The 23,057-nt window shown below is 48.1% G+C and carries 27 protein-coding genes and 2 pseudogenes; 24 read left to right on the forward strand and 5 right to left on the reverse strand.

Translation table 11 applies throughout. The features are described 5' to 3' along the window. Nucleotides 1-306, reverse strand: a 306-nt coding sequence (locus tag BTJ39_RS21285; protein WP_139356346.1) for a helix-turn-helix domain-containing protein, incomplete at its 3' end; no start/stop codon positions are given. Between the two features lie 312 nt (nucleotides 307-618). Here BTJ39_RS21285 and BTJ39_RS21295 point away from each other — a divergent pair. From BTJ39_RS21295 to BTJ39_RS21360, 14 genes and pseudogenes are all read left to right on the forward strand, one after another. Continuing rightward, nucleotides 619-2,472, forward strand: coding sequence for a prolyl oligopeptidase family serine peptidase (locus tag BTJ39_RS21295; RefSeq protein ID WP_078004737.1), 1,854 nt, complete (start codon nucleotides 619-621; stop codon nucleotides 2,470-2,472). 157 nt (nucleotides 2,473-2,629) lie between these two features. Beyond that, nucleotides 2,630-3,247 carry an esterase/lipase family protein gene (locus BTJ39_RS21300; protein WP_078004738.1) on the forward strand — a complete coding sequence of 206 codons (618 nt, stop codon included), beginning with the start codon at nucleotides 2,630-2,632 and terminating at the stop codon, nucleotides 3,245-3,247. A gap of 87 nt (nucleotides 3,248-3,334) precedes the next feature. Then, nucleotides 3,335-4,192, forward strand: a complete 858-nt coding sequence (locus BTJ39_RS21305; RefSeq protein ID WP_078004739.1) for a terminase small subunit — start codon at nucleotides 3,335-3,337, stop codon at nucleotides 4,190-4,192. After that, a pseudogene (locus tag BTJ39_RS21310) lies at nucleotides 4,093-4,500 on the forward strand (PBSX family phage terminase large subunit); the annotation flags it as partial. The gene BTJ39_RS21305 and the pseudogene BTJ39_RS21310, both read left to right, overlap by 100 nt. A gap of 80 nt (nucleotides 4,501-4,580) precedes the next feature. Continuing rightward, nucleotides 4,581-5,516 (forward strand): DUF2184 domain-containing protein, encoded by a 936-nt coding sequence (locus tag BTJ39_RS21315; protein ID WP_078004782.1) that lies wholly within the window; start codon nucleotides 4,581-4,583, stop codon nucleotides 5,514-5,516. 64 nt (nucleotides 5,517-5,580) lie between these two features. Beyond that, a complete protein-coding gene (locus BTJ39_RS21320) occupies nucleotides 5,581-6,021 on the forward strand; it encodes a DUF1737 domain-containing protein (RefSeq protein WP_078004740.1) in 441 nt (146 codons plus the stop codon). A gap of 31 nt (nucleotides 6,022-6,052) precedes the next feature. Further along, entirely contained in the window at nucleotides 6,053-6,418 is a 366-nt protein-coding gene (locus BTJ39_RS21325; protein WP_078004741.1) for an STY1053 family phage-associated protein, read from the forward strand. Then, entirely contained in the window at nucleotides 6,384-6,791 is a 408-nt protein-coding gene (locus BTJ39_RS21330) for a DUF4054 domain-containing protein (protein WP_078004742.1), read from the forward strand. The genes BTJ39_RS21325 and BTJ39_RS21330 overlap by 35 nt, the downstream gene beginning before the upstream one ends. After that, on the forward strand, nucleotides 6,788-7,336 hold the full coding sequence (locus tag BTJ39_RS21335) for a hypothetical protein (protein ID WP_078004743.1): 549 nt from the start codon (nucleotides 6,788-6,790) through the stop codon (nucleotides 7,334-7,336). The genes BTJ39_RS21330 and BTJ39_RS21335 overlap by 4 nt, the downstream gene beginning before the upstream one ends. Continuing rightward, the gene (locus tag BTJ39_RS21340) at nucleotides 7,323-7,712 is read left to right on the forward strand and encodes a head-tail adaptor (protein WP_078004744.1); all 390 of its coding nucleotides are present in this window, start codon (nucleotides 7,323-7,325) and stop codon (nucleotides 7,710-7,712) included. Before BTJ39_RS21335 ends, BTJ39_RS21340 begins: the two co-directional genes overlap by 14 nt. Then, nucleotides 7,702-8,265: a phage neck terminator protein gene (locus tag BTJ39_RS21345; protein WP_422386058.1), complete on the forward strand. Its 564-nt coding sequence runs from the start codon at nucleotides 7,702-7,704 to the stop codon at nucleotides 8,263-8,265. The genes BTJ39_RS21340 and BTJ39_RS21345 overlap by 11 nt, the downstream gene beginning before the upstream one ends. A gap of 3 nt (nucleotides 8,266-8,268) precedes the next feature. Then, nucleotides 8,269-9,747 (forward strand): DUF3383 domain-containing protein, encoded by a 1,479-nt coding sequence (locus BTJ39_RS21350; protein WP_078004746.1) that lies wholly within the window; start codon nucleotides 8,269-8,271, stop codon nucleotides 9,745-9,747. A 9-nt stretch (nucleotides 9,748-9,756) separates the two neighbouring features. Continuing rightward, nucleotides 9,757-10,197, forward strand: a complete 441-nt coding sequence (locus tag BTJ39_RS21355; RefSeq protein WP_006118372.1) for a DUF3277 family protein — start codon at nucleotides 9,757-9,759, stop codon at nucleotides 10,195-10,197. 3 nt (nucleotides 10,198-10,200) lie between these two features. Continuing rightward, nucleotides 10,201-10,410 carry a hypothetical protein gene (locus BTJ39_RS21360; protein ID WP_078004747.1) on the forward strand — a complete coding sequence of 70 codons (210 nt, stop codon included), beginning with the start codon at nucleotides 10,201-10,203 and terminating at the stop codon, nucleotides 10,408-10,410. Here the strand turns inward: BTJ39_RS21360 and BTJ39_RS21365 are convergent. Further along, nucleotides 10,400-10,582 (reverse strand): hypothetical protein, encoded by a 183-nt coding sequence (locus tag BTJ39_RS21365; protein WP_078004748.1) that lies wholly within the window; start codon nucleotides 10,580-10,582, stop codon nucleotides 10,400-10,402. The two genes, BTJ39_RS21360 and BTJ39_RS21365, sit on opposite strands and share 11 nt — an antisense overlap. A gap of 82 nt (nucleotides 10,583-10,664) precedes the next feature. On the opposite strand from BTJ39_RS21365, the gene BTJ39_RS21370 reads away from it, so the two are divergent. From BTJ39_RS21370 to BTJ39_RS21385, 4 genes are read left to right on the forward strand one after another with little or no spacing between them, the layout of a single operon-like run. After that, nucleotides 10,665-11,072: a phage tail assembly chaperone gene (locus tag BTJ39_RS21370; protein WP_078004749.1), complete on the forward strand. Its 408-nt coding sequence runs from the start codon at nucleotides 10,665-10,667 to the stop codon at nucleotides 11,070-11,072. A gap of 35 nt (nucleotides 11,073-11,107) precedes the next feature. Continuing rightward, nucleotides 11,108-11,797, forward strand: a complete 690-nt coding sequence (locus BTJ39_RS21375; RefSeq protein WP_241825961.1) for a hypothetical protein — start codon at nucleotides 11,108-11,110, stop codon at nucleotides 11,795-11,797. Further along, on the forward strand, nucleotides 11,794-12,447 hold the full coding sequence (locus BTJ39_RS21380; protein WP_078004750.1) for a baseplate wedge 1 family protein: 654 nt from the start codon (nucleotides 11,794-11,796) through the stop codon (nucleotides 12,445-12,447). Before BTJ39_RS21375 ends, BTJ39_RS21380 begins: the two co-directional genes overlap by 4 nt. A gap of 7 nt (nucleotides 12,448-12,454) precedes the next feature. Further along, entirely contained in the window at nucleotides 12,455-13,429 is a 975-nt protein-coding gene (locus BTJ39_RS21385) for a phage tail protein (protein ID WP_241825962.1), read from the forward strand. A 21-nt stretch (nucleotides 13,430-13,450) separates the two neighbouring features. On the opposite strand, the gene BTJ39_RS21390 is transcribed toward BTJ39_RS21385, so the two are convergent. From BTJ39_RS21390 to BTJ39_RS21400, 3 genes are read right to left on the reverse strand one after another with little or no spacing between them, the layout of a single operon-like run. Further along, nucleotides 13,451-14,407, reverse strand: coding sequence for a glycosyltransferase family 2 protein (locus BTJ39_RS21390; RefSeq protein ID WP_176110397.1), 957 nt, complete (start codon nucleotides 14,405-14,407; stop codon nucleotides 13,451-13,453). 42 nt (nucleotides 14,408-14,449) lie between these two features. After that, complete coding sequence (locus tag BTJ39_RS21395) at nucleotides 14,450-14,860, reverse strand: type II toxin-antitoxin system HicB family antitoxin (RefSeq protein WP_078004753.1); 411 nt, start codon at nucleotides 14,858-14,860, stop codon at nucleotides 14,450-14,452. Nucleotides 14,861-14,882: 22 nt separating this feature from the next. Continuing rightward, nucleotides 14,883-15,062 carry a type II toxin-antitoxin system HicA family toxin gene (locus BTJ39_RS21400; protein ID WP_012906750.1) on the reverse strand — a complete coding sequence of 60 codons (180 nt, stop codon included), beginning with the start codon at nucleotides 15,060-15,062 and terminating at the stop codon, nucleotides 14,883-14,885. 490 nt (nucleotides 15,063-15,552) lie between these two features. On the opposite strand from BTJ39_RS21400, the pseudogene BTJ39_RS25375 reads away from it, so the two are divergent. The 6 genes and pseudogenes from BTJ39_RS25375 to BTJ39_RS21430 form a co-directional block, all read left to right on the forward strand. Beyond that, nucleotides 15,553-15,819 (forward strand): annotated as a pseudogene (locus tag BTJ39_RS25375) (integrase); the annotation flags it as partial. Nucleotides 15,820-16,296: 477 nt separating this feature from the next. Next, the gene (locus tag BTJ39_RS21410; RefSeq protein ID WP_078004754.1) at nucleotides 16,297-16,986 is read left to right on the forward strand and encodes a FadR/GntR family transcriptional regulator; all 690 of its coding nucleotides are present in this window, start codon (nucleotides 16,297-16,299) and stop codon (nucleotides 16,984-16,986) included. Nucleotides 16,987-17,296: 310 nt separating this feature from the next. Further along, nucleotides 17,297-18,445 carry a galactonate dehydratase gene (gene dgoD / locus BTJ39_RS21415; RefSeq protein ID WP_078004755.1) on the forward strand — a complete coding sequence of 383 codons (1,149 nt, stop codon included), beginning with the start codon at nucleotides 17,297-17,299 and terminating at the stop codon, nucleotides 18,443-18,445. A 208-nt stretch (nucleotides 18,446-18,653) separates the two neighbouring features. Beyond that, entirely contained in the window at nucleotides 18,654-19,967 is a 1,314-nt protein-coding gene (locus tag BTJ39_RS21420; RefSeq protein ID WP_078004756.1) for an MFS transporter, read from the forward strand. A gap of 41 nt (nucleotides 19,968-20,008) precedes the next feature. Beyond that, nucleotides 20,009-21,526 (forward strand): sulfatase, encoded by a 1,518-nt coding sequence (locus BTJ39_RS21425; RefSeq protein ID WP_078004757.1) that lies wholly within the window; start codon nucleotides 20,009-20,011, stop codon nucleotides 21,524-21,526. A 100-nt stretch (nucleotides 21,527-21,626) separates the two neighbouring features. After that, nucleotides 21,627-22,916: an anaerobic sulfatase maturase gene (locus tag BTJ39_RS21430; protein ID WP_078004758.1), complete on the forward strand. Its 1,290-nt coding sequence runs from the start codon at nucleotides 21,627-21,629 to the stop codon at nucleotides 22,914-22,916. Nucleotides 22,917-23,057: the final 141 nt, after the last annotated feature.

Here is a 23,057-nt window from a genome sequence, read left to right on the forward strand (position 1 = left end):
CTGTAACGTCCTGCGCAGCTTATCAGGATATTTGCCCGGATATTTCTCCTGCAGATACTCAAGAACCGTTGCCGGCGAGATTTGCGGCCGGGATTCAAGTAAGGGAAGAATGTCGCTCAGCCAGACATCCTCCAGAGGATCCTGGCGGGTCCGCCAGTGTCGCTCCCCGAACGGTTGCCACTGTCCTTTTTCAATACGCCGGCCTGAACGGACCGAGATGCCCGCAGTAGCCGCAGCGGCTTCCTGGGTAAGACCTTTATTACGTTGAGTCATGTAAAAACTGACCTGCCTGATATTCAGCGCCACAACCTCTCCCGGGTGGGGAAAAAACGGGACGCTAAGGTTACAAACAGGCCAGAGTAATTGTCGCGAATCGGACGGGGTAATTGTCGCCTAATACCGGCATGGGTAATGGAAGCACCATCGAAGTCAGCAGAGAAACTGGACAGGCTGTTCTCGATATCCGGTCAGGAGTAATCAGTGACCAAACGAAATTACGCTTCCTGCAGAATTACGTCAGTACACAGTGTCATTAATAACTATCAACGTGACGTTGATAAAAACGCGGCTTTATATTCATAAAGCTAATCTTGTATGAGTAATACGGAGAATATGTAAATGAATTTAAATGATTCAGCCTGGATGAGTAATAATATTTCTGATATTGGGAATAAAACACTCAGAGAAATCTGTATGCTAGGAACACATGATGCTGGCATGGGAGTTTTTACCTCAGGAACACCTTTTGCTTCCCCCTGCAATACAGTGACTCAAAAAAAACAGATATCAGGCCAGTTACAACTTGGTTCAAGGTATTTTGATATCCGCCCGGTTGTCAGTGGTGGAAATTTTTTTACCGGTCACTACACAGAAATTGATGCAGGTTTGATTAAAAGCTGGCAGGGCGCAAATGGACAATCCATTGAGTCAGTTATTAACGACATAAATGAGTATACGAAGGAAAATGCAGAACTGATTATTTTGCACTTATCTCATGACCTTGACACTGACGTTGGTAATAGCAAATATTCCCCGTTTACTCAGGAGCAATGGGGCGATTTGCTCAGTTATATGAAAAGTAATATTTCTCATCTGAAATCAGTCACAGGTGATGATATCACAAAACTGACACTCAATGACTATATCGGTGATGGTGAGGCTGCGGTCATTATTGTGGTGGAACCTTCGGGGGAAAATATAAAAAGTGATGAATTCATTGGTGAGGGGGTTTATCCTGCCACCTGTTTTCCTGTGTACAATTCCTACGCAAATACGAATGATCTGGATGTAATGATAAAAGACCAGCTGGATAAGATGCGTAAGGAGAAAACTTCACCAGAAGGCAGTTATTTTCTGCTGTCCTGGACACTGACTCAGTCAGCCAGTCAGATTACTACCTGTGCAACAGGTCTGGGGAAGAGTATCCTTGATCTAGCTGAAAACGCGAATGCTTCCCTGAATGCAAAGTTGCTACCAGCGTGTAATAAGACCTGCTTCCCAAATATTGTATACATTGATGCAATTAATGAGGATACTGATGTTATTGACCTGGTTATGAAAATTAATGACAGTCTGGAAAAAGAAAACAAGGATATGGAAGTTACTCCTCAGGAAATAAAATATCCCACAGCAGATGGTACAGAATTGCCAGCACTGGTCGGTTATGTGAAAGACTCCAAGCCTGGTCGTCTTATTATTTTTTGCCATGGTCATACGGAAAATATGCATGTATTTGACAAATATATTCCGGAGTTCACCGATGTTAATACTATGACGCTGGCTGTTACTTACCGTAATGATGATAAATTTCCTGTACTGGCCGGCGCGGAGGATGTGATTTATGCATCAACAGCTATTCTGAAGCAATACCCCAGCGTTGAAAAAATTTACCTTTACAGTGCTTCTATGGGAGGTGCTATTGCAGGTACGGCGATTGGTGAGAGTAAACATTATACGCTACCTGGCAACAGACGATTTGAATACTGGGTCAGTGCATCCGGTGTGACGAATCTGATTGAGCTTTATGCTGAAGCTGCATTGTTTGTGCCGGGGACGCGAGAGGAAATCGAAGATGATGCAGGTGGCACTCCTATTGAAAAACATCAGGAATATGTTCGGCGATCTCCGGCTCTGCGTGCTGAGGACCTTAAAGCTGCAGGCCTGAAGCATGTCGAAGTTATCCACGCCAAGTACGACGGTATTGTACTTTATAATCAGGCTGAGGAATTAGTTTCAGCGCTGGAAAAAAATAATGTGGATGTTAAATTAACAACACTTAAGTGCTTTAAAGGAGAGGGAGGCGCTGGCGCGACCATATACAGCGATGTTCTTTTACCTGACAATGTAGCCTGCCTCCTTAGTGGTTGTTCAATCAGCAGTGAGAGGGTTGCTGGTCATGTAATTACTGGTGACATTAACAATCCATCATCCAGCGCCGGGAGAGGCGCGCTGAAAAAAATATTATTACCGTAAGAAGTACACTTTTCAGTCTACCCCTGTTAAATGATTTTTTTATCGTGTGGATAAGTAAATCAAATGTAAGTTAATTAACTAATGACCTGGTAAGCATTTCAGCTAATTAAAGTGTGTGCTTAGTGTTTTTTTAAATTAATCCGAAAGGAATAAAGTTATGTCTGATTTTTCATTGAAAAAACCACCCGTTGTGCTTGTTCATGGCCGAAATACTGATTCCGGAGTATGGGGGGAGTTAAAACAATTCCTGATAAATAACGGTTATTCTGAAAATATGTTATTTGGATGGAATTATGACACCACGCAGTCAACCAATGAAGTCCTCTCTGCTAAGTTCAAAGAGTATGTCAAAGGTGTGCTTCAGCAAACCGGCGAAAAAAACGTTGATATTGTAGCCCATTCTCTGGGTTCACTTCCCAGCCGCTGGTATATTAAGTTTGATGGTGGTAAAGATATCGTGCGTAACTGGATTTCGTTGGCTGGACCAAATCACGGAACAGCTCTCGGCTATCTGTGTGCTATATGGGACCAGGGATGTAAAGATATGACTCCAGATTCCTGGGTTATATCACATCTGAATGAGGATACAGAAACACCTGCCCCAACGAAGTACACAACCATCTGGTCTCCGGGAGATGAGCAGATTTCTCCTCCTACAAGCACGAAGCTTTCCGGTGCAGATAATATTGAAGTTTCTTCAATGAAACATAATGACTTACTGAGCTCACAGGAAGTATTCGGGCATATATTATCCACGTTAGACTCTGGCAATTAACTGCCATTTTGACAGTCAGTGGTCAGCTAAAACTGGCCACTGCCTGACGATAATTGCCGGGCTGAAGCAACAACAGGACTGGGGCTGATGAGCAAGCCGGATGAGAAAGCAATCGAGCGTGATTTCTGTGCTGGTGTGCTTTCCCTCCAGGCTTTGGCGGATAAGTACGGAATCACGATAAAAGCCCTGCGCTACATGGCTGGTAAAAAGGGCTGGATAAGGGCAAAAGGGGCAGGGACAAAAGCGGGGCAAAAAAACGGGGCAAAAAAAATTATGCCCCAAAAAAAATCAGCCCCAAAACAATCACAGAACATGGGTGAACGGTCGCCTAAAAGTGAGCAAGTTTCAACCGTTGGGATAATGCACCATGACGATATCGATCTGGCGCTTGATCCTGATGAGTTCGGCTTAACCGAAAAAGAGGCGCTCTTTGCTTGGGGTTGTGTCAGGACCAACAGTAGGATCGGGGGATACCGTTTTGCCGGTTACAGCGACAACAAAAAAACGGCTTACGTTGAAGCGAGTCGTTTGTATAGAAAACCCAATATTGCCCGCGCTATCCGCGAACTAAAAAACCGGATGAGAAAGCGCTACACCGCTGACCTGGATGAAATTGTCGATCAGTTAGTGGCGATCACAAAAGCCGACCCTAACGCGCTGACGCAATATCGCCGTCTTAACTGTCGTTACTGCTGGGGTGAGTACCACCTGTATCAGTGGCGGGATATTCAGGAATTTGACCGTGCGGCTGAAAAAAACATGAAAGATGGAAAGCCCGAGCCAGAGTATGGCGGGCTGGGTTTCATCGAGAATGCTGACCCAAACCCTGATTGTCCAAGGTGCTACGGCGAAGGTATCAGAAGTTTAATGCCGGTAGTGATGTACATGAGCCGGATAATGAATATCAGCCTGGTATCACCAATAAAGATTTTTTCGCCAACCTGAAAGCACAGGCGTGGTGGCTGGTGGCAGATCGGTTCCGCAATACTTTTAATGTCGTGAACGGTAAAGAGAAGCGGGAAAGTTTTACCGACGATCAGCTAATCAGTATCGATAAAGATTGTCCTTTTCTGGACAAGCTGAAATTCGAGCTTTCGACACCCAAACGCGATTTTGACCGCAACGGGCGGGTGAAGGTGGAGAGTAAAGACGATTTAAAAAAACGCGATGTGCCGTCACCCAATATTGCGGATGCGTTCATCATGGCGTTTGCGCCGGTTGACTCTTCTCTTGATGCCTGGATGCGGCTGTAACGGGGACAATAATGGCACGAAAAAACAGAAATCCGGCTGAGCGTGTGGGGCAGATCACCGCTGACAGCTATGATAATTTTATGGCCCGCGTTGGGATGGGCCAGCCTACCGGTGCATTTCTTGTGGGGGAACTGGAGCGTCTGGACCAGACCCTGAATTTACCGCTGGTGGGTTATACCTACTCGCGCGATGTTCAGTTCCGTGAAGATGTTTCAATTGCTGATGATATTTCAAGCTGGACTAACACCAGCTTTGGTGCGGCGGGGAGTGGTGCCAATCCTAACGGCAAAAACTGGATCGGCAAGGATTCCACGGCGATTGCCGGGGTAAACGTCAATATTGATAAAGATGGCAACCCGCTTTCTCTGTGGGGAATGGAGCTTGGCTGGACGGTCATTGAATTACAGGCCGCGCAGCAGGTTGGTCGCCCAATTGACGCGCAGAAATATGATGGTATGCAGCTTAAGTGGAATATGGACGCCGACGAGCAGGTTTATATCGGTGATACCAGCCTCAGCGTTAAAGGGCTACTGAATCTTGACAGGGTGCCAGTGAGTAACGCGGTTAAGCCCTGGGCGCAGTCAACCCCCGACGAGATCCGGGACAGTATTAACACGCTGCTTACCAACGCCTGGAAAGCCTCCGCCTATTCAGTTGTGCCGACTGATTTACTGCTGCCACCTGAGCAGTTTGCCTATTTGTCATCAGTCATTGTGTCCTCTGCCGGTAATCAGTCACTGCTGACCTACCTGAAAACCAACACCATTTCCTATCACCAGAATGGTGTGCCGCTGGATATTCGCGCGGTGAAATGGCTGAAAGGTCGCGGTGTCTCCGGCAAAGATCGCATGGTGGCTTACACCAATGATAAAAAATATGTGCGTTTCCCGCTGGTGCCGTTGCAGAGCATTCCTGTGCAGTATCGTGGCATTTACCAGATTGTGACCTACTACGGCAAGCTGGGTGCCGTCGAGCCTGTGTACCGCGAAACGCTGTCTTATTGTGATGGTATCTGATAACCGGAACGGCCCCGCCTGACTGGCGGGGAACAATATTCTGTTTAGATAACGAGGGATTCATATGTCTTTCACAGACTACGCAACAGTCGTTGCTGATAGCGGTAGCGACCTACAGACTCAGATGGCTCAACGTATCAAAGATGGCTGGCAACCTTTTGGACAACCTCTACTGGTGACTCCTAACCTGAGCCGATCGTTTCAAATAATGCAAGTGGTTGTAAAAGGTACTGGTGGTGGGGATGGTGGTTCTGCAAGTGTCGATACGCTTGAAGGGGCAACGGATACCGGCAAGGCGTTGATGAAAGCGGCGGATTCCGCAGCAGGCAGGACAGCAATTGGGGCGGGTACATCGAATCTTAAAGTCGGTACCGCCGCAACGGATGCCAAAGCAGGTAATTATGCGCCAAAATCTACCGACATAAGCGATGCTACTGATATCGGGAAAAAGATCCTGGTAGCAGCAGATGCTGCTGCCGTGAAAACGCTGCTGGGTATCAGCTAATCATTTTGAAACATATTCAGGAGCAGCTTAAATGACCAAAGAAAAGTTGATTGCGATTACTGTACACACGCCGTTCAGCCTGACGCTTGGCGATGGAACAGTACAGGATTTTCCCCGTGGGCGGCATAACGTACCCGCGCCAGTAGCAGAACACTGGTTTACCCAGGCGCACGCGGAAATAAACGATATTGCCGTGCCGGATAACAGCGACGAATATCAGGCACAAATTGAAGCCCTGAAAAACCAGATTGCAGAACGTGACTCGACCATCCGTGATCTGACTTCACAGGTGGACGAGCAAAAAGCGCAAACTGAAGCGCTGAATCAGCAGATAGCGGAACTGCTTGCCGGAGGTGATGGCGATGGCAAAAAACCAAAACCTTCCAACAGTAAGTGATTTTCGTACCGCTTTCCCGCAGTTTTCCGATACCACCCGATACCCCGATGCTCAAATACAGTTTCGCCTGAACCTGGCTGATGTGCTGCTCAGCGAGAAAGTCACGGGTAATGATCTGTTTCCTTACTTTGTTGAGCTTTTTGTTGCGCACTACATGGTGCTGTGGGCGGCTGACAGCCGAGCGATGGCTACGGGCGGTGCCGGGGGCGCATCGGGTGGTGTGGCTTCATCTAAATCTGTCGATAAAGTCAGCGTCAGCTATGACACTGGAGCCACGTTAAACCCTGACGCTGGCTTCTGGAACTATACCCGTTACGGGACTGAGTTCTGGCAGTTAATTATGATGTTCGGCGCGGGGGGTATCCAGCTATGAAAAGCGGCGTCACGATGAGAGTTGATAAGGCGCAATCTGTTTTAGATGCACTGAAGACTATCGGTAACAGGGATGTACTGATTGGCATTCCTGCTGAAGACTCCGCGCGGGATGATGCGCCTTTCGGCAATGCTGGCATTGGTTATATCAATGAAAACGGCTCTCCTGCGCAAAATATTCCGGCCAGACCACATCTGCAACCCGGTGTTAAATCGGTACAGGATAAAACGCTGCCCATGCTTAAACAGGCAGCGCTTTTTACACTTGATGGCAATATCTCTGGCGCGGACAGACTTCTTAATCAGGCCGGGGCAACAGCAGCGGATGGCGTAAGGCGTTTTATTACCGCCTCTGATTTTGCTCCGCTGGCGGACAGTACGGTAGCTGCCCGCGCACGAAGGGGGAGGAAAGGTGCCAAAGCGGAACTTAAAAGCCGCGCGGCGGGTAACGCACCTGATAATGCCACGGCCCGCCCACTTATCGATACCGGACAGTATCGTCGCTCTATCACGTACATTGTGAGGGATAAAAATGCCAAATCTTGATGTAACAGACGTGCTGTTTGATCCCGACTTCTGTGATACCCGTCTGCTGGTTACGCGGCGGTTTCAACAGACGGATGCAGACGGCATCACGATCAGCGTGGAAGAAAAATCGGGCTTTTCGGGTGTGGTGACGGTTGATCGCTCACTGGAAAACCGCCGAATGCAGGCAGGGCAGGCTATTGGCGGGGCGATACTGGTGGTGACGACTGAACGCCTGAGTAACGGCGAAACGGGACGTGATGCTGATATTGTCACGTATCAGAACCGTGATTACCGGGTGTCCTTTGTCGATCCTTATACCGCGTATGGTGCGGGTTTTGTTCAGGCGCACTGTGAATTGCTGCCATTTGATGGAGGAATACCGGTTGAGCAATAACACAAGCCAGGAGCGTGGCTGGCTGACACCTGTCAGGGAATCACCCGTTTATGGTGAAGAACTGGACAGGCTTCTCAGCCGATGGCTACGCGGTGTTTCCGGCCTTCCTGAGTCTGTGGTTCGTCCCCGCTGGCAACCAAAACAGCCCGCACTATTGCCGCCAGAGACTAACTGGTGCGCTTTCGGTGTGGTGGATATGTCGGTCGATGATAATCCGGCATTTGTTAACCAGACCGAAGATAATACTGAACTCTGGCGGCATGAGACCATTGAATGCCTAGCTTCCTTTTACGGCCCCGCAGGGCAGCAGTATGCGACCCGTTTTCGTGACGGGATCGCCGTTAGTCAGAACAACGCGGAACTGAACACTCAGGGGCTGTCGCTCGCGGGTTACAGCCACATTATCCCTTTTCCCGAACTCATCAACAATCAGTGGGTACGCCGGTACGATTTTACCGTGCGCCTGCGCCGTAAGGTTGTGCGCGAATACAACATTAAATCGCTGGTTGCTGAATCACCGACCGATATACCGGTCTCCTTTTCCGGAGAATAAATTATGTCACAGGGCTTACCTGTATCGAGAGTGGTTAATGTCACTGTCGATATGTCGCCGCGTGCGGCAAGCGCACGGAATTTTGGTGCTCTACTGATAATTGGGGCATCGTCTGTTATTGATCCCCTGGAGCGCCTGCGGGCGTATTCGTCTGTTGAAGAAGTGGCTACCGATTTTGGCACTGACGCGCCGGAATATCAGGCAGCGGCACTTTATTATCAACAATCCCCCCGTCCGGTTGATCTCTTTATCGGGCGCTGGGTCAGTGAAGCCTCTGCGGGAATGCTGCGCGGCGCGATACTGACCTCAGAACAGGCGAAAATCAGTAACTTCACCGGTGTTACCGATGGCGCTATGAAAATCACCGTCAACGGGAAAGCGGTAAATGTTACTGGCGTCGATTTATCGAAAGAGACTAACCTGAACGGTGTTGCACAGCGTATTGCGGAAAAAATCAGCACCGCTACCGTCCTGTGGGATGCGAACAACAGCCGGTTTATGGTGGTGTCATCTACAGCAGGTAAGAACAGCACGGTGGGTTACGCTACCGCGCCGGACAGCGGTACCGATCTGACCGCGTTAACACTGCTGTCACAGGCGGCGGGCGCGTCACCTGTAGCGGGTATGGACGGGGAAACAGCGGTGCAGGCGGTAGCGACACTGGCCGATTTTTCCAGCGCCTGGTATGGTCTTATCGTTGCCGCTGACCTGTCGGCGGATGATGCCACCTCCATTGCTGCCTTTATCGGTGCCAGCAGCACATCGCGTATTTTCGGTTTAACCACGCAGGATACGGCGGCTATCGACGCCACCAGAACGGACGATATTGCCTCGGCGCTGAAAAAAGGCAATTACGGTCGTGTTTTCACACAATACTCCACCTCATCCCCCTGGGCCGCTGCTTCGGCATTTGGTCGCGCTTTTACGGTGAACTTTGGCGGTAACAATACCACTATCACGCTGAAATTTAAGCAGGAGCCGGGCATTACAGCGGAACTGCTGCGAACGTCCCAGGCGGATGCGCTGGCGGCAAAAAACTGTAACGTTTTTGTTCGTTATGACAACGAAACGGCCATTTTGCAGGAAGGCGTGATGACCAATGGCGATTTTTTTGATGAGCGCCACGGCCTCGACTGGCTGCAAAACTATGTTCAGAACAATCTCTATAACCTGCTTTACACCAGTACAACCAAAGTACCGCAAACCGATCCGGGAGGGACGCGGCTGTTGGCCAGCGTAGAGCAGTCGATGGAACAGGCGGTGAATAACGGTCTGATCGCCCCCGGCGTCTGGAATGGCGGTGTGATAGGGCAACTGTCTCCGGGCGATACGCTGACCAAAGGGTATTACGCCTGGATCCAGCCAATGGCAGAACAGGCGCAGGCAGATCGCGAGAAACGCAAAGCGCCGCCGATTCAGGTCGCCTGCAAACTCGCCGGTGCCGTGCATTTTGCTGATGTACTGATCACAGTCGTTCGCTAAGGGGAAAAAATGGCAACTTACAGTTTTATGGATGTGTCGGCCTCAATGACGGGGCCGACCGGTGTAATTGACCTCGGTTATGGTTCGGCAAACTCCGATGAGGGGATCGTGGTCGCCATGACAGAGGCGAAGAACACCATGACTATTGGCGCAGACGGTGAAGGTATGCACAGCCTGCACGCCGGGAAATCGGGCACTGTCACGATTAACCTGCTTAAAACTTCTCCCGTTAACAAAAAGCTGATGATCGCCTACAACGCACAAAGTCAGTCGTCAGCGCTATGGGGCAACAATGTGTTTGTGATCCGCAACCATGCGTCAGGCGATATCGCTACGGCTCGCGGCGGTGCGTTTCAGAAAATACCCGACTGGCAGAATGCCAAAGACGGCAACACGGTGGCCTGGGTGTTTGACTGCATCAAAATCGATGAACTGCTGGGAGAATTTTAAACGATGGAAAAGAAAACCTGTTGTATTGGCGGCGTTGAAGTGGATGCCGATATTGCGCGAACCGTGCTTAATGATGTACTGCCCGCCGTTACAAGAGTAACGGAGGACAGTGTTATGCGGGGATTATCCGCAGAGATTGTCAGGGAACGGGCAAAAATCACCGCCGAAACGGTGATAAACGTTATGTCATCCCTGCTGAAAACTAAAGCTTAGACCAGACCTCAAGAGGATCAGGTAAGCCCTCATCAAGATACTTCTGAAAAGTATTCTCAGTTTCAATCAATTTACGCAGGTATTCAGCTTCATTCAGAACTTTTCCTGAATTTGCCGAAACATACTGGAGATAATTTATCGCCAGTTCTCTTGCGTTAAGTTTTTCAGACATGCGGACCTCCTTAGTCCTTCGGTGTGAGAGCCAGAAGGATAACGCTAAGGCTGTCCGCAACCAATTATACGGAGAAATCACCGTGGATATTGAACTGAACGGTAATACCTACCGCGCCGGAAAACTCAGCGTGTTTGATCAACTGAAAGTGGCAAGAAAACTGTTGCCGGTATTATCCGGCATGGTGGGTGAATTGCAGAAGCTGCGCAGTGGCGAAACCGCCATTGAAACGTTGTTGCCTGCCATTGCTGATGCGGTGGCGGGAATGAGTGACAGCGATTGTGATGCCATCCTCCACCCGTGTCTTTCCGTGGTTTCCCGGCAGAACGGTAATAAATGGATGCCGGTTTTTCGTCAGGGTGAACTGATGTTTGACGATATCGACCTGATTAGCATGTTGAACATCGTTGCTCAGGTTATCGGGGATTCGCTGGGAAATTTTTTTCACGCACCCCAAGACGCCGTGACAGCACCCCCGCAGCAGGTTTAGTCCTCGACAGTCTTCCTGATGGCGAGAACTACCTGATGGATCCGGTGGATGCCGGTTACATCCCCTATACCGCTCTGAAAGATGGCTCGGTCGATCTCGCTGATAACCAGTTACGCAGTCGCCAGAAGAAGTCTGTTGCACTGCCCTCGCGCACTGTGCTTGACGGCATTCAGGGCGCGGTGGCACTGCTTTCCGGCGTGGTGCGTCAGCGTGGCTTTGAGAACGACACCAGCGAGACGGATAAAAATGGCATTCCGTCCCATTCTATCGCCATGATCGTTGATGGTGGTGATGTGAACGCCATTGCCCGTGCGATTGCTTTAAAAAAGACGCCGGGGGCTGGCACTTTTGGCGATACGGCAGCACAGGTGACCGACAGTTACGGGATGCCACGTAAGATCAGCTTTTCCCGTCCGAAAGAAGTGCGCGTATCCGTTGAGATCGACCTGACGGCATTTACCGGGTACACAACGCTCACTGGCGATAAAATCCGTTCTGCTGTCGCGGCGTACATTAATGCGCAACTGATAGGCGACAAGCTGTACCTGACCCGGCTGTATTCCCCCGCCAACCTGCCCGGTGATGAGGAAGGGCAGACCTACGATATTACCGCGATAAAAATCGGTCGCTCTGCGGATGCTGTCAGTGAAGAAAATCTGCTGGTGGCCTTCAACGAGGCGGTTAGCTGTACGGCGGATGATGTTCGACTGGTGGTAACGTCATGAGAGACTATACCGACTACATTACGCCTGCACATCTGACCGCAGATAAATTCTTCAGGCATATCAGTCTTATCACCCGCCCGTTTACCGACATTGCCACGCAGGCAGGGCAACTGAACGCGCTGTTCAGCATTGACCACGGTAACGGGCCGCAGCTTGATGCCGTGGGGGAATGGATCGGCCTGTCACGCTACGTCAAAACGCCGATAACCGGCGTTTATTTTGCGCTCGATACGGAAGGGGTGGGCTTTGACCAGGGAAGCTGGAAAAGGCGCTTTGATGCGGACAGTGGTTTTACCGAACTCGACGATGATACCTACCGGTCTATATTACGGGCAAAAATTCGCGCTAATCACTGGGACGGCACCTGCGAAATGCTGGCCGATATTTACCAGGGCGTTATCCCCGATGAATCCGTAAAAATCTTCTTCACCGACAATCAGAATATGTCGATGGATGTTTATCTGACGGGCGGTGTGGTGCCGGAGGTAATAAAAGCGGTGATTAAGCAGGGCTACCTCAATATCAAGCCGGAAGGGGTGAGGGTAAATAACTACACCGGTTCAGAAGGTGATAACGGTATTTTTGGTCTGGACGTTAACAATGCATTTATTTCCGGCTTCGATACCGGAAGCTGGTCAGTAAAACTCTAAGGAAACAGTGATGGCAAAGAATGATTTTTTACCGTTTGCTACGGCGGATGGCGCTAACGTATTGTCTGCGGATGAGTATCAGAAATTAACCTCGCGCAGCAACGGTTTCAGCGCAGGTGTGGCTCGTTCTCAGGAGCTGAATACCGTCTGGCGACAGGCGTCAGTGATTGCTCATGTGGTGGCGCAGTTTATTGCGGATATCAATAACAGCGATGTGGCCGATAATGGTGATTTGGACGCGCTTAAAACGGGTCTGATAACTGCGCTTTCAAAAAACGTCAGTAACACTGTGCCAGCAGCGTCAACCACGGTCGCCGGTATTACCAAACTAAGCAGCGCAACCAACAGTAATGATGAAACGATGGCCGCAACACCGAAAGCGGTTAAGGCAGCGTATGATCTCGCCAGCAAGGTTAGTGTGGACGCACTTTATCCTGTCGGAATTGTGACGTGGTTTGCTCAGAATAAAGACCCGAATACGCTATTTCCTGGCACAACGTGGAAATATATTGGGGAGAATCGCACGGTTCGTCTGGCCAGCGCCAACGGCAGCGATGTGATGACAACGGGCGGCTCCGATTCTGTAACGTTGGCTGTAGGCAACCTGCCAGCGCACGGCCATACGTTTTCGGCTAATACCAGCACCTTTGATTATGGTACGAAAACGACAAGCACTTTTGATTATGGAACTAAACAAACTGATGTACAGGGCAACCATGCGCACACCTATAATGAGGTGATACCTCGCGGCGCTTCTGGTATGGATATTGGCGGTAATTGGGAAACTACAATCAGAGGAAGCGCTACATCAACATCCGGTGCCCATGCGCATAATGTCGGTATAGGTGCACATAACCACACTGTTTGGATCGGTGCTCACACCCACTCTGTTTCAGGCACAACCGCTAATGTTGGTTCAGGCTCAGCAATTTCGGTCACCAATTCCTTTATAAAACTTATGGGCTGGTATCGTAGTGCATAAGATTCAGGCATCTTCGGATGCCTATTTTTTTCTAAAAGACAGTATGAACTTAAAATATAGAGGGAATAAATATATCGCGAGCCTCTTATGTGAAGGAAACTCACGAGAGAAGTGTAACAATGTTTTTTGAATTCGTAGAATATCAAAAAATCGGACATCAAAGTCTCTGTTCTTTATCATCAGGCTTTTGATTAGATCAAAGGCTCTCTTTACAGCAGGATAAAGAGTATTTTTTATATCATGATGTTTCTTTTCCACAATGCTAATGCTTTTATATTTCTCTAGCGTTGAGATTAAATCTAATATATCCTTTTTTCGGAAAGTCTGTGATATGCTGCTTTCATTTGTGCGATAATGTATCAGGTCATTCTTGATTGGAAATACAGATTTTGCAACTAAATATATTTGTGGGATAGTATACATGTCTTCATAATGACAGTTGTCAGGGAAAATAATCTTATGAAGTTTAAATAGGTTAGTTTTGTAAACCCTTGCCCATGGAAACCATTGTGAGTTTTTGAATGCTGGGGTTCTCTGATTCATGCATTTGAAATGCGTTTCATCATCAAAACTTACAATATTGATTGTTTTTTTATTGTTTGAGCTGGTTTGGAGCGCGTTGAATTCGAAAATATCACATTCCTTAGATTCTAAAATGTGCGGAAAAATATCCCAAAAAGATGGGGCGTAGTAATCATCAGAATCGAGGAAGGTAATATATTCCCCCGTGCTGTAATGAATACCCGTGTTCCGAGCGGAGGATACCCCTAGGTTTTCTTGTGTCAATATTTTTATTCTTTTAGTTGAATATTTCTCAGATGTTATTTTGATTTTTTCCAGCGTATCATCTGTTGAACCATCGTTAACGATAATAACTTCGCATGTTATTGGCATATAGTCCAAAATGGATGTTAGGCACTCTTCAATGTACCGGTAACTGTTATAGCATGGTATTATAATACTTAATAATGTTTTCAATATCGTTAATCCTTCGTTTACCAATAAAGCCTCTTACGAGGCTTAACGTTTTTCTCGTCCTATCACTTTATCAGCCGCCACACGGGACAGGAAGCCGGAACGGCTACCGTACTCAGGATGCGCAGCGACAAACTGATCGATACGGCGAATCAGCAAAGAAGGAAGTGTTACGTTGATTTTTTCCGCTTTCCCCATCAACCGGGTAACATCCACATCAACCAGTGCCCACACCACGCCAGCATAATCGGGATCGGCCAGCCAGTTTTCCACGTTGGTGGCTTCCGGCACCGCTTCGCCATCTTCCACCAGTAATTCGATATGTGCGTCGATAGCCTCACGCACGCTCTCAATCGCATCCTGATAGTTGTCGCCGCCAGAGAAGCAGCCTGGAATATCAGGTACACGAACGCCGAAGGATGAATCGCCTTTATCAATAGCAACAGGGTATAACATTTAAACCTCCAGTAGGTGGGGCTTAAAGCCCCGCCTGTTTTTTGATGCTTTTCAGTGTTGGTAGCGGTATATCCTTTTGTGGATGTTTTACCGTTACCAGCCCTTTTTTCGTTGGGTGTTTGAACTGGTGATGGCTACCTTTAACTCTCACCAGATACCACCCATCGGCTTCTATCATTGCTATTGCATTCCTGCTATCCATCCTCCGGCTCTCTATGTTGTTTTGATGGGGTTATAGTAACCTTGGTTTATTCTGTTGTCAAATCTTATTAGGGTTATAGGGGTTATCGAGCATTGAATAAAAGTTTCGCTTATATTGGTGACGGCAACTCATATCGTGATGCTTCGGTACTTTGGGGCATTTTTGGGGCAGTAGTGAGCGTAATCCAGCTTAACAATAGGAAAATCGGCTTTTATAGCTGCTTTAGGATCTGAGCCGCAAGCCGCTTGTGGCAAGGGATTCAGGGATTGATGGAAAAAGACTGCTGCATCATCGGGGTGTGGGTGGAAAAGTCCTTGTCTACAGACTCTTTCATATTGAATTTACTCGTTTTTATGGCTTTAGAAGTACTCAAGTGGCCCCATATGAAACCGTGTTAAACCCATCTAAATCCGAAAATTTTTATGCCAGATGTATTCTGGATCCTATCCAGAATACAACATGTCAGTTTGGTATACATGAGGCAAAAATCGTGAAGATGATTCTGAGTCAATCCATAGTAATCAACAAGTTGTCTATAGAGACAAAACCCGAGTTTGATTCAGATGGACGAGTTATGTATGTGCCTAATGTATCTGGAAAACCGTATCTTATCACTGACAGTCACCGTGATTCACCCGTTGGCTTTGGTGTTAAGATCAGCGCCACAAAGAAGACCTATATCATTCAAAGAAGGGTTTCAGGTGAGGGCAGAAGCCGTTCAGAGGGGAAGTCACCTTCGCAGGTTATCAGAGCGACTGGATTTGACCCTATACACCAATGCTTCGACAGACGTCGGTTAGTCGTCGTCCCCGGACAACAAGGGTGCATGTGCAGGTCTAAGACTACCTCTTATTTTAAGAGAGGCGAAGTGTCTGGTGATCTATGGGGCCAGTCTATTCTGACATCCGCCCAGACAGTTTTGATATGTAATAAAGCCGCAACGTGGATTTACTGGTGCCTGATGCCAGTGGCATTTGGGGCGTTGTGTCAGTCCACCGACGGTTTGATACCAAGCCTGACAAAAATATGAAAGTGTCCTGACCAGATAACAATCCAAGACTCCTCTCCGTAACGCCTATTTAACACGTGTCTATTTTGTGATCTACAATGCAGTACAACTAAAAAAAGTTGTACTACAATAAGCCCTCATTTAGCTACAACCAGCTACACACAACGTTTACACCGTGCTTGTCATGCAGGGCGGGTGCCCCGGAGTCGACCGGAGAGAGATGAAATGATTCTGAATAAAGCCGATCGCATTGTTGTTTCATTGGGTACGCAGATTGCTCATGGCAAGTACTTGCCGGGCCAGTCTTTGCCATCGGAGGCAGAGTTGTGTGAAGAGTTCGAAACCTCACGTAATATCATTCGCGAAGTTTTCCGCTCGTTAGCAGCGAAAAGACTGATTGAGATTAAACGTCATTGCGGAGCGTTTGTCACAGCGAAAGAGCAGTGGAATTACCTGGATTCCGATGTTCTTCAGTGGGTGCTGGAAAATGATAGAGATCCACATTTAATTAATGCAATGAATGAAGTTCGTAACCTTGTTGAGCCGGTAATCGCCAGATGGGCGGCAGAACGGGCTTCTTCAACAGACCTGGCACGCATCGAAGCAGCTTTGGATGATATGATAGCCAATAATCAAAATCGTGAAGCCTTTAACGAAGCAGATATACGTTATCATGAGGCTATTCTGGAGTCTGCGCATAATCTGGTTTTACAACAACTCAGCGTGGCAATCAGTTCATTGCAGCGGGCTATATTTGAACGCACCTGGATGGGTGATGAAGCTAATATGCCAAAAACGCTTATTGAGCATAAAAATTTATTTGAAGCCATCAGGCATCAGGATCCTCATGCGGCAGAGCTCGCAGCACTGAATATGATTGCAAGCTCAACTCAACGGTTGAAAAATATTTCATGAAAAACTGCCGTTAATCAGATTTAAGAAAATATGTGAAAAATTAATGGAGAAAACGTATTTACTAAAGGTCTTTTTTTAGAGAAATACGTTATGTCATTAATTTGAAAAATTCGGTCAGGGCTCGCGTCAACGTACTGGAGAACATTCTCCGGTGAAATATTCCGCTGCGGCAGAAGGGATAATGGCGCCTTGAGTTCGATACAATCATTTGCTGTCGGTACTGATAAACCGGTCGTGCCAGCGGTACCGCACCAGATATTAATCGCGCAATAAGCATAAGCGTTTATTTAAGCATAGTAAGGGACCAGTAATGAAAATCACTAAACTGACAACGTATCGTCTTCCTCCTCGATGGATGTTTCTGAAGATAGAAACGGATGAAGGGATAACGGGTTGGGGAGAGCCCGTTATTGAGGGGAAAGCTCGCACGGTGGAAGCTGCTGTTCATGAATTGGGCGACTATCTGATTGGGCAGGACCCTGCGCGAATTAACGATCTTTGGCAGCTCATGTATCGGGGCGGTTTCTATCGCGGCGGTGCCATTCTAATGAGTGCGATGGCCGGGATTGATCAGGCACTCTGGGACATTAAAGGTAAAAGTCTGAATGTCCCCGTATGGCAACTGTTAGGCGGACTGGTACGTGACAATATGAAGGCCTACAGCTGGGTGGGTGGAGACAGGCCGGGCGATATTATTGACGGCATAAACAAGCTGAAAGCGATTGGTTTCGATACTTTTAAATTAAATGGTTGTGAAGAATTAGGTTTTATTGATAACTCACGTGCGATTGATGCCGCAGTCAATAAGGTTGCTCAGATTCGCGAAACCTTTGGTAATGAGATTGAGTTTGGTCTTGATTTTCACGGCAGGGTCAGTGCACCCATGGCCGGTATTCTCATTAACGAGCTGGAACCTTATCGGCCACTCTTTATTGAAGAGCCCGTGTTAGCGGAACAAGCTGAGTATTATCCCAAGCTGGCGGCTAAAACGCATATTCCAATCGCAGCAGGGGAAAGAATGTATTCACGTTTTGAGTTTAAACGTGTTTTACAGGCGGGTGGTCTGTCTATTTTACAACCTGACCTGTCCCATGCCGGAGGAATTAGCGAGTGTCTTAAAATTGCCGGAATGGCAGAGGCCTGTGATGTCTCTCTGGCTCCGCACTGTCCTTTGGGACCGATCGCGCTGGCTGCATGTTTGAATATCGATTTTGTTTCGTGGAATGCCGTTTTTCAGGAGCAAAGTATGGGTATTCACTATAATCAGGGCGCGGAACTTCTGGATTATATTAAAAACAAAGAAGACTTCACCATTCGTAATGGGCGGTTTAACCCCTTAACGAAACCAGGGCTAGGGGTTGAAGTGGATGAAAAGCTGGTAATTGAACGCTCGGCTAATGCACCTGAATGGCGTAACCCAGTCTGGCGACATAAAGATGGCTCGGTAGCAGAATGGTAATTCTCTGTTTGTGACAGGGCAAATGGCGGGTTAATTTCTCAAGCCTTAAATAAAATCAACGACTGTGTCGGGGATAAAGCAGTTCTCGAATACATTTTATGTCTTCGAGTAGGTGTCGTATCGATTTTTTTAATGATCACCTTTAACAGAGTTAATTGCGGCGCTCATATTACCAGAATGCTGCAATTCACCGCCCGGAGAAAAAATAATGAAAGACAAAGCTAAAAAAGTCAGAGTTGGAGTCGCACTACTCTTATTTTTTACCGTAGTGATCAACTATCTTGACCGAAGTTCAATGTCGATTGCTGCTCCTCATATTGTCAGCGATTTAGGATTAAGTAATCTTGAGTTGGGTCTGTTATTCTCGGCATTTGCATGGACGTATGCGCCATTACAGGTTCCCGGTGGACTGATGGTTGACCGTTTTTCATCCCGCCATCTCTATGCACTGGCGGTGATGTTATGGTCTGGCGCTGCTGCCCTGCACGGTCTTGCAACAACCATCACCGGCTTATTCTTCCTGAGGTTATTACTGGGTGCCTGTGAGGTACCAGCATTCCCGTTAAATAACCGTATTATTACCCGCTGGTTCCCGGAAAAGGAGCGCGCTTCTGTCGTCGGCTTTTATACCTCAGGGCAGTATGTTGGTTTGGCCTTTCTCACTCCTGTACTGATTATTCTTCAGGAGCAAGTTGGCTGGAGGGGAATGTTTTTAACCATAGGGTTGCTGGGAATTTTATGGGGAATATTCTTTTATGCCCGCTATCGTGACCCTCTTGATTCAAAAAATATTTCAAAAGAAGAGCTTGGATATATTAAGGCGGGCGGTGGTGAAATTGAAACTAAAAGCAAAGTACGCGAGAAACTAACCTTCAGAAATGCCATGTCTTTATTATCAAATAGAAAACTGGTTGGGCTCTTCATTGGTCAGGCCTGTGTAACGGCAACATCGTGGTTCTTTTTGACCTGGTTTCCCACCTATCTGGTGAAATATCGTCACCTCGATTTTATTAAAGTGGGCTTTCTTGCTGCCGTTCCTTTCCTTGCCGCCTGGGCAGGCGTGCTCCTCTCCGGCTTCTTTTCTGACTATCTCATCCGTAAAGGCTGGTCATTGGGCACGGCAAGAAAATTACCGATTGTACTTGGGTTGTTATTGGCTTCGACCATCGTGGGTGCCAACTATGTTGATAGCCCGACACTGATTGTTGCGTTTTTAACCATAGCGTTCTTTGGCAATGGCATGGCAGCGATTACCTGGTCACTGGTATCCAGTATCGCCCCCGTGGAACGAATTGGGCTGGTCGGTGGTGTCTTTAACTTATGTGGTACTGCAACCGGTATTCTGGTTCCGTTAGGGATTGGTGCCGTTATTTCTCAGGATAACTTTGCGCCTGGTCTTATTCTGGTTGGTGCGATGGGGATTATTGGTGCGCTCTCCTTTTTGTTTATCGTCGGTAAAGTTGAAAAAATTGGTTATGGCCAACCAGAAAGCCGCGCTGAACTTGCAAAGAGCAGAATGTGATGCGTACTCACACTTTTATTTTAAATAATTGAGGAGTAGTCATGAAATTAGTATTTGTATTGTTCGATTCATTGAACCGTCATGCTCTATCGCCCTATAACTCTTCAGCGATACCTACGCCAGCTTTTGAGCGGCTGGCTAAAAAGTCGGTGACCTTTAATAATCACTACGTCGGCAGTATGCCCTGTATGCCCGCACGCAGAGACATTATGACGGGGCGGCTGAATTTCCTCCACCGTGCGTGGGGGCCGCTTGAGCCATTTGACAATGCATTCCCTGAAATTTTGCGCAGGAAAAATGTCTATACACATTTAATTACCGACCATTACCACTATTTTGAAGATGGCGGTACCGGTTTTCATGGCCGCTATAATTCCTGGGAATTTATTCGAGGGCAGGAGAAAGATAAATGGCGGGGTATTGTCTCACCAGATATTGAACGGCTGAAAAAGGAATATCATCCACTGGTCTTTGATGGCAGAACGGATATGAATGCAAATCTGCCCTATGTCCTCTCCCGTGAAGTCATTAAACAAGAAGAGGATTTCCCTCTGGTCAAATGCTTTAATTCCGCGTTTGATTTCCTTAAGGCAAATGCCAGTGCTGATAACTGGATGCTCCAACTGGAATGCTTTGACCCACATGAACCTTTCTTTTCCCCGGAAAAATACAAAGACCGTGCTGCCTCCGATTATGAGGGGCCGGTTCTGGACTGGCTGCCTTATGGGCGAGCAGACTTATCCGGGCCGGAAAGCCGTGAGCTCAGGGAGAATTACACGGCTTTGGTTAAAATGTGTGATGACTATTTGGGACGCCTTCTGGATTATTTCGATGAGAATAATCTTTGGGAAGATACGGCGCTGATCGTTTCAACGGATCATGGTTTATTGTTAGGAGAGCACGAATATTGGGGTAAAAACCGGCCCCCATTTTATGATGAGGTCAGCCATATTCCTCTGTTCGTCCATGACCCACGTGCTCAGCAATATGCAGGACAACGGCGTGAGGCACTGACGCAGACAACAGATATTATGCCAACTATTCTTGATCTTTTTGACGCCGACATTCCGACGGAAGTGCAGGGGCATTCATTAATCCCGTTGCTCCACAAAGATATCGCGCTCAGGGATGCCTGCATTTATGGGCAATTTGGTGGGGCGATTAATGTCACAGATGGCCGCTATACCTATTTTCGTTATCAGACGGATAGCAGCGTCACTCTGTATAACTACACCCTGATGCCAATGCACATGCGTACCTTCTTTGAACCGATCGAATTGCGTGAGGCCACGCTTCGCGAACCGTTCAATTTCACCATGGAATTGCCCGTTCTCAAGGTACCCGTTCTCGTACAGGCGAAAGCCAATATGTTGTCACGTTATCCTCTGCTTGAGGCCGACACCGTTCTGTACGATCTCGCAGACGATCCCGAGCAAAAAAAGGCTCTTCATGATGCCGATACTGAAACCCGGATGGCCGCGCTGATGGTCGCTGAAATGCAGGCCCATGATGCTCCCCCTGAGGCTTTCCGCCGCATGGGGCTTGGCGAGAACCATTAAGTTCTGTCTGTCCCGCCCGGTACCAGATCCTGTTCGCCGGGTGGGATTAACGCACTGCCAGCACCGCTGCAGCTGCAATCAATAAGGAGTCAGACTGCTTATGACGCTGAACGGCTGCCATGTCATGGCCAAACCTTCCAGTTCCGTCTGCAATATTGACTGTCACTACTGTTTTTATCTGGAAAAAGAGGCGCTGTATCCAGAACGAAAACAGAACTGGCGGATGTCTGAGGAGACACTTGAGCGCTATATCCGCCAGCACATCGAGGCTCAGGATTCTCAACAGGTACTGTTCGCCTGGCAGGGTGGCGAACCGACAATCATGGGGCTGCCTTTTTTTCGTAATGTGGTCGCACTGTGTGAAAAATACGGGCAGGGACGGCAGATCCAGCATGCATTACAGACTAACGGCATGCTGATTAATGACGAATGGGCCCGTTTTTTCTCGGAGCACCATTTTTTAATCGGCTTATCCATTGATGGGCCACAGGCGCTGCATGATACGTACCGGGTGAATCGTGCCGGAGCAGGGACGCACCATAAAGTGATGGCCGCGCTGGCAACGCTGAAAGCACATCATGTAGCATTCAACACCCTGACCGTAGTGGGAAAACACAATGCGGCTCATGCATTGGAAGTGTATGAGTTTCTGTTGGCTGCGGGTTCCCGCCATATTCAGTTTATTCCCTTAGTTGAACGACTCAGCACTTCCAATGATTCGGTTTTGAACCTGGTATTACCGGGTGAAAGTGCTGCAACGCTGGCTCCCTGGACCGTGCCCTCATGGCAATATGGCGAGTTTCTGAATCAGATCTTCGATGTCTGGATACGTCGGGATGTGGGGCGGGTTTCGGTACAGATGTTCGATGTGGCGCTGGCGGCCTGGACGAACCAGCCTCCCGTGCTCTGCGTACATTCAGAGACCTGTGGTCACGCCTTTGCGCTGGAGTCCAATGGCGATCTGTATAACTGCGACCATTTTGTCTACCCGGAACACCTGCTGGGCAATATTCATCAGCAGACTATTCACACGTTAAATCATAGCGAACAGGCGATAGCCTTTGGCGAAGCGAAAAGGGAGACGCTGACAGCGGACTGCCTGAAATGCGAATACCGTCCGGTTTGCCACGGCGGTTGTCCAAAGCACCGTTTCGCCGTCTCGCCCTCTGGTCATCCGGGACATAATTATCTTTGTGCCGGTTATAAGCATTTCTTCAAACATATCACCCCGGAAATGAACCTGCTTGCAGATGTGTTGGCTGCGGGGTACCCGGCAGAAACCGTCATGTCGGTGTTGCAGCAGAAGAATCAGGTTGGGCTGCCGGTACAGAGAAATGCGCCGTGCCTCTGCGGTAGCGGCAAGAAATTTAAAAAGTGCTGCGGAGTCTGATTAGGCGAGCAGTTTAGCTTATCCTTTTTATATTTTTGGCAATAACCGGGAAAAAGCGCTGCCGCAGCCCGAAGAGCTGACCAGCCTCCCGTTACCAATACTGCGTAACATCGGTAAGGTTTTGTCACCACCAGATGAATC

This window comes from Izhakiella australiensis, assembly GCF_002006995.1.
Lineage (GTDB): Bacteria > Pseudomonadota > Gammaproteobacteria > Enterobacterales > Enterobacteriaceae > Izhakiella > Izhakiella australiensis.

Coding starts and splice junctions, on each gene's coding strand:
- BTJ39_RS21295 (WP_078004737.1), top strand. CDS start 619: ATGAATTTAAATGATTCAGCCTGGATGAGTAATAATATTTCTGATATT.
- BTJ39_RS21300 (WP_078004738.1), top strand. CDS start 2,630: ATGTCTGATTTTTCATTGAAAAAACCACCCGTTGTGCTTGTTCATGGC.
- BTJ39_RS21305 (WP_078004739.1), top strand. CDS start 3,335: ATGAGCAAGCCGGATGAGAAAGCAATCGAGCGTGATTTCTGTGCTGGT.
- BTJ39_RS21315 (WP_078004782.1), top strand. CDS start 4,581: ATGGCCCGCGTTGGGATGGGCCAGCCTACCGGTGCATTTCTTGTGGGG.
- BTJ39_RS21320 (WP_078004740.1), top strand. CDS start 5,581: ATGTCTTTCACAGACTACGCAACAGTCGTTGCTGATAGCGGTAGCGAC.
- BTJ39_RS21325 (WP_078004741.1), top strand. CDS start 6,053: ATGACCAAAGAAAAGTTGATTGCGATTACTGTACACACGCCGTTCAGC.
- BTJ39_RS21330 (WP_078004742.1), top strand. CDS start 6,384: ATGGCAAAAAACCAAAACCTTCCAACAGTAAGTGATTTTCGTACCGCT.
- BTJ39_RS21335 (WP_078004743.1), top strand. CDS start 6,788: ATGAAAAGCGGCGTCACGATGAGAGTTGATAAGGCGCAATCTGTTTTA.
- BTJ39_RS21340 (WP_078004744.1), top strand. CDS start 7,323: ATGCCAAATCTTGATGTAACAGACGTGCTGTTTGATCCCGACTTCTGT.
- BTJ39_RS21350 (WP_078004746.1), top strand. CDS start 8,269: ATGTCACAGGGCTTACCTGTATCGAGAGTGGTTAATGTCACTGTCGAT.
- BTJ39_RS21355 (WP_006118372.1), top strand. CDS start 9,757: ATGGCAACTTACAGTTTTATGGATGTGTCGGCCTCAATGACGGGGCCG.
- BTJ39_RS21360 (WP_078004747.1), top strand. CDS start 10,201: ATGGAAAAGAAAACCTGTTGTATTGGCGGCGTTGAAGTGGATGCCGAT.
- BTJ39_RS21365 (WP_078004748.1), bottom strand. CDS start 10,582: ATGTCTGAAAAACTTAACGCAAGAGAACTGGCGATAAATTATCTCCAG.
- BTJ39_RS21375 (WP_241825961.1), top strand. CDS start 11,108: ATGGATCCGGTGGATGCCGGTTACATCCCCTATACCGCTCTGAAAGAT.
- BTJ39_RS21380 (WP_078004750.1), top strand. CDS start 11,794: ATGAGAGACTATACCGACTACATTACGCCTGCACATCTGACCGCAGAT.
- BTJ39_RS21395 (WP_078004753.1), bottom strand. CDS start 14,860: ATGTTATACCCTGTTGCTATTGATAAAGGCGATTCATCCTTCGGCGTT.
- BTJ39_RS21400 (WP_012906750.1), bottom strand. CDS start 15,062: ATGGATAGCAGGAATGCAATAGCAATGATAGAAGCCGATGGGTGGTAT.
- BTJ39_RS21410 (WP_078004754.1), top strand. CDS start 16,297: ATGATTCTGAATAAAGCCGATCGCATTGTTGTTTCATTGGGTACGCAG.
- dgoD (WP_078004755.1), top strand. CDS start 17,297: ATGAAAATCACTAAACTGACAACGTATCGTCTTCCTCCTCGATGGATG.
- BTJ39_RS21420 (WP_078004756.1), top strand. CDS start 18,654: ATGAAAGACAAAGCTAAAAAAGTCAGAGTTGGAGTCGCACTACTCTTA.
- BTJ39_RS21425 (WP_078004757.1), top strand. CDS start 20,009: ATGAAATTAGTATTTGTATTGTTCGATTCATTGAACCGTCATGCTCTA.
- BTJ39_RS21430 (WP_078004758.1), top strand. CDS start 21,627: ATGACGCTGAACGGCTGCCATGTCATGGCCAAACCTTCCAGTTCCGTC.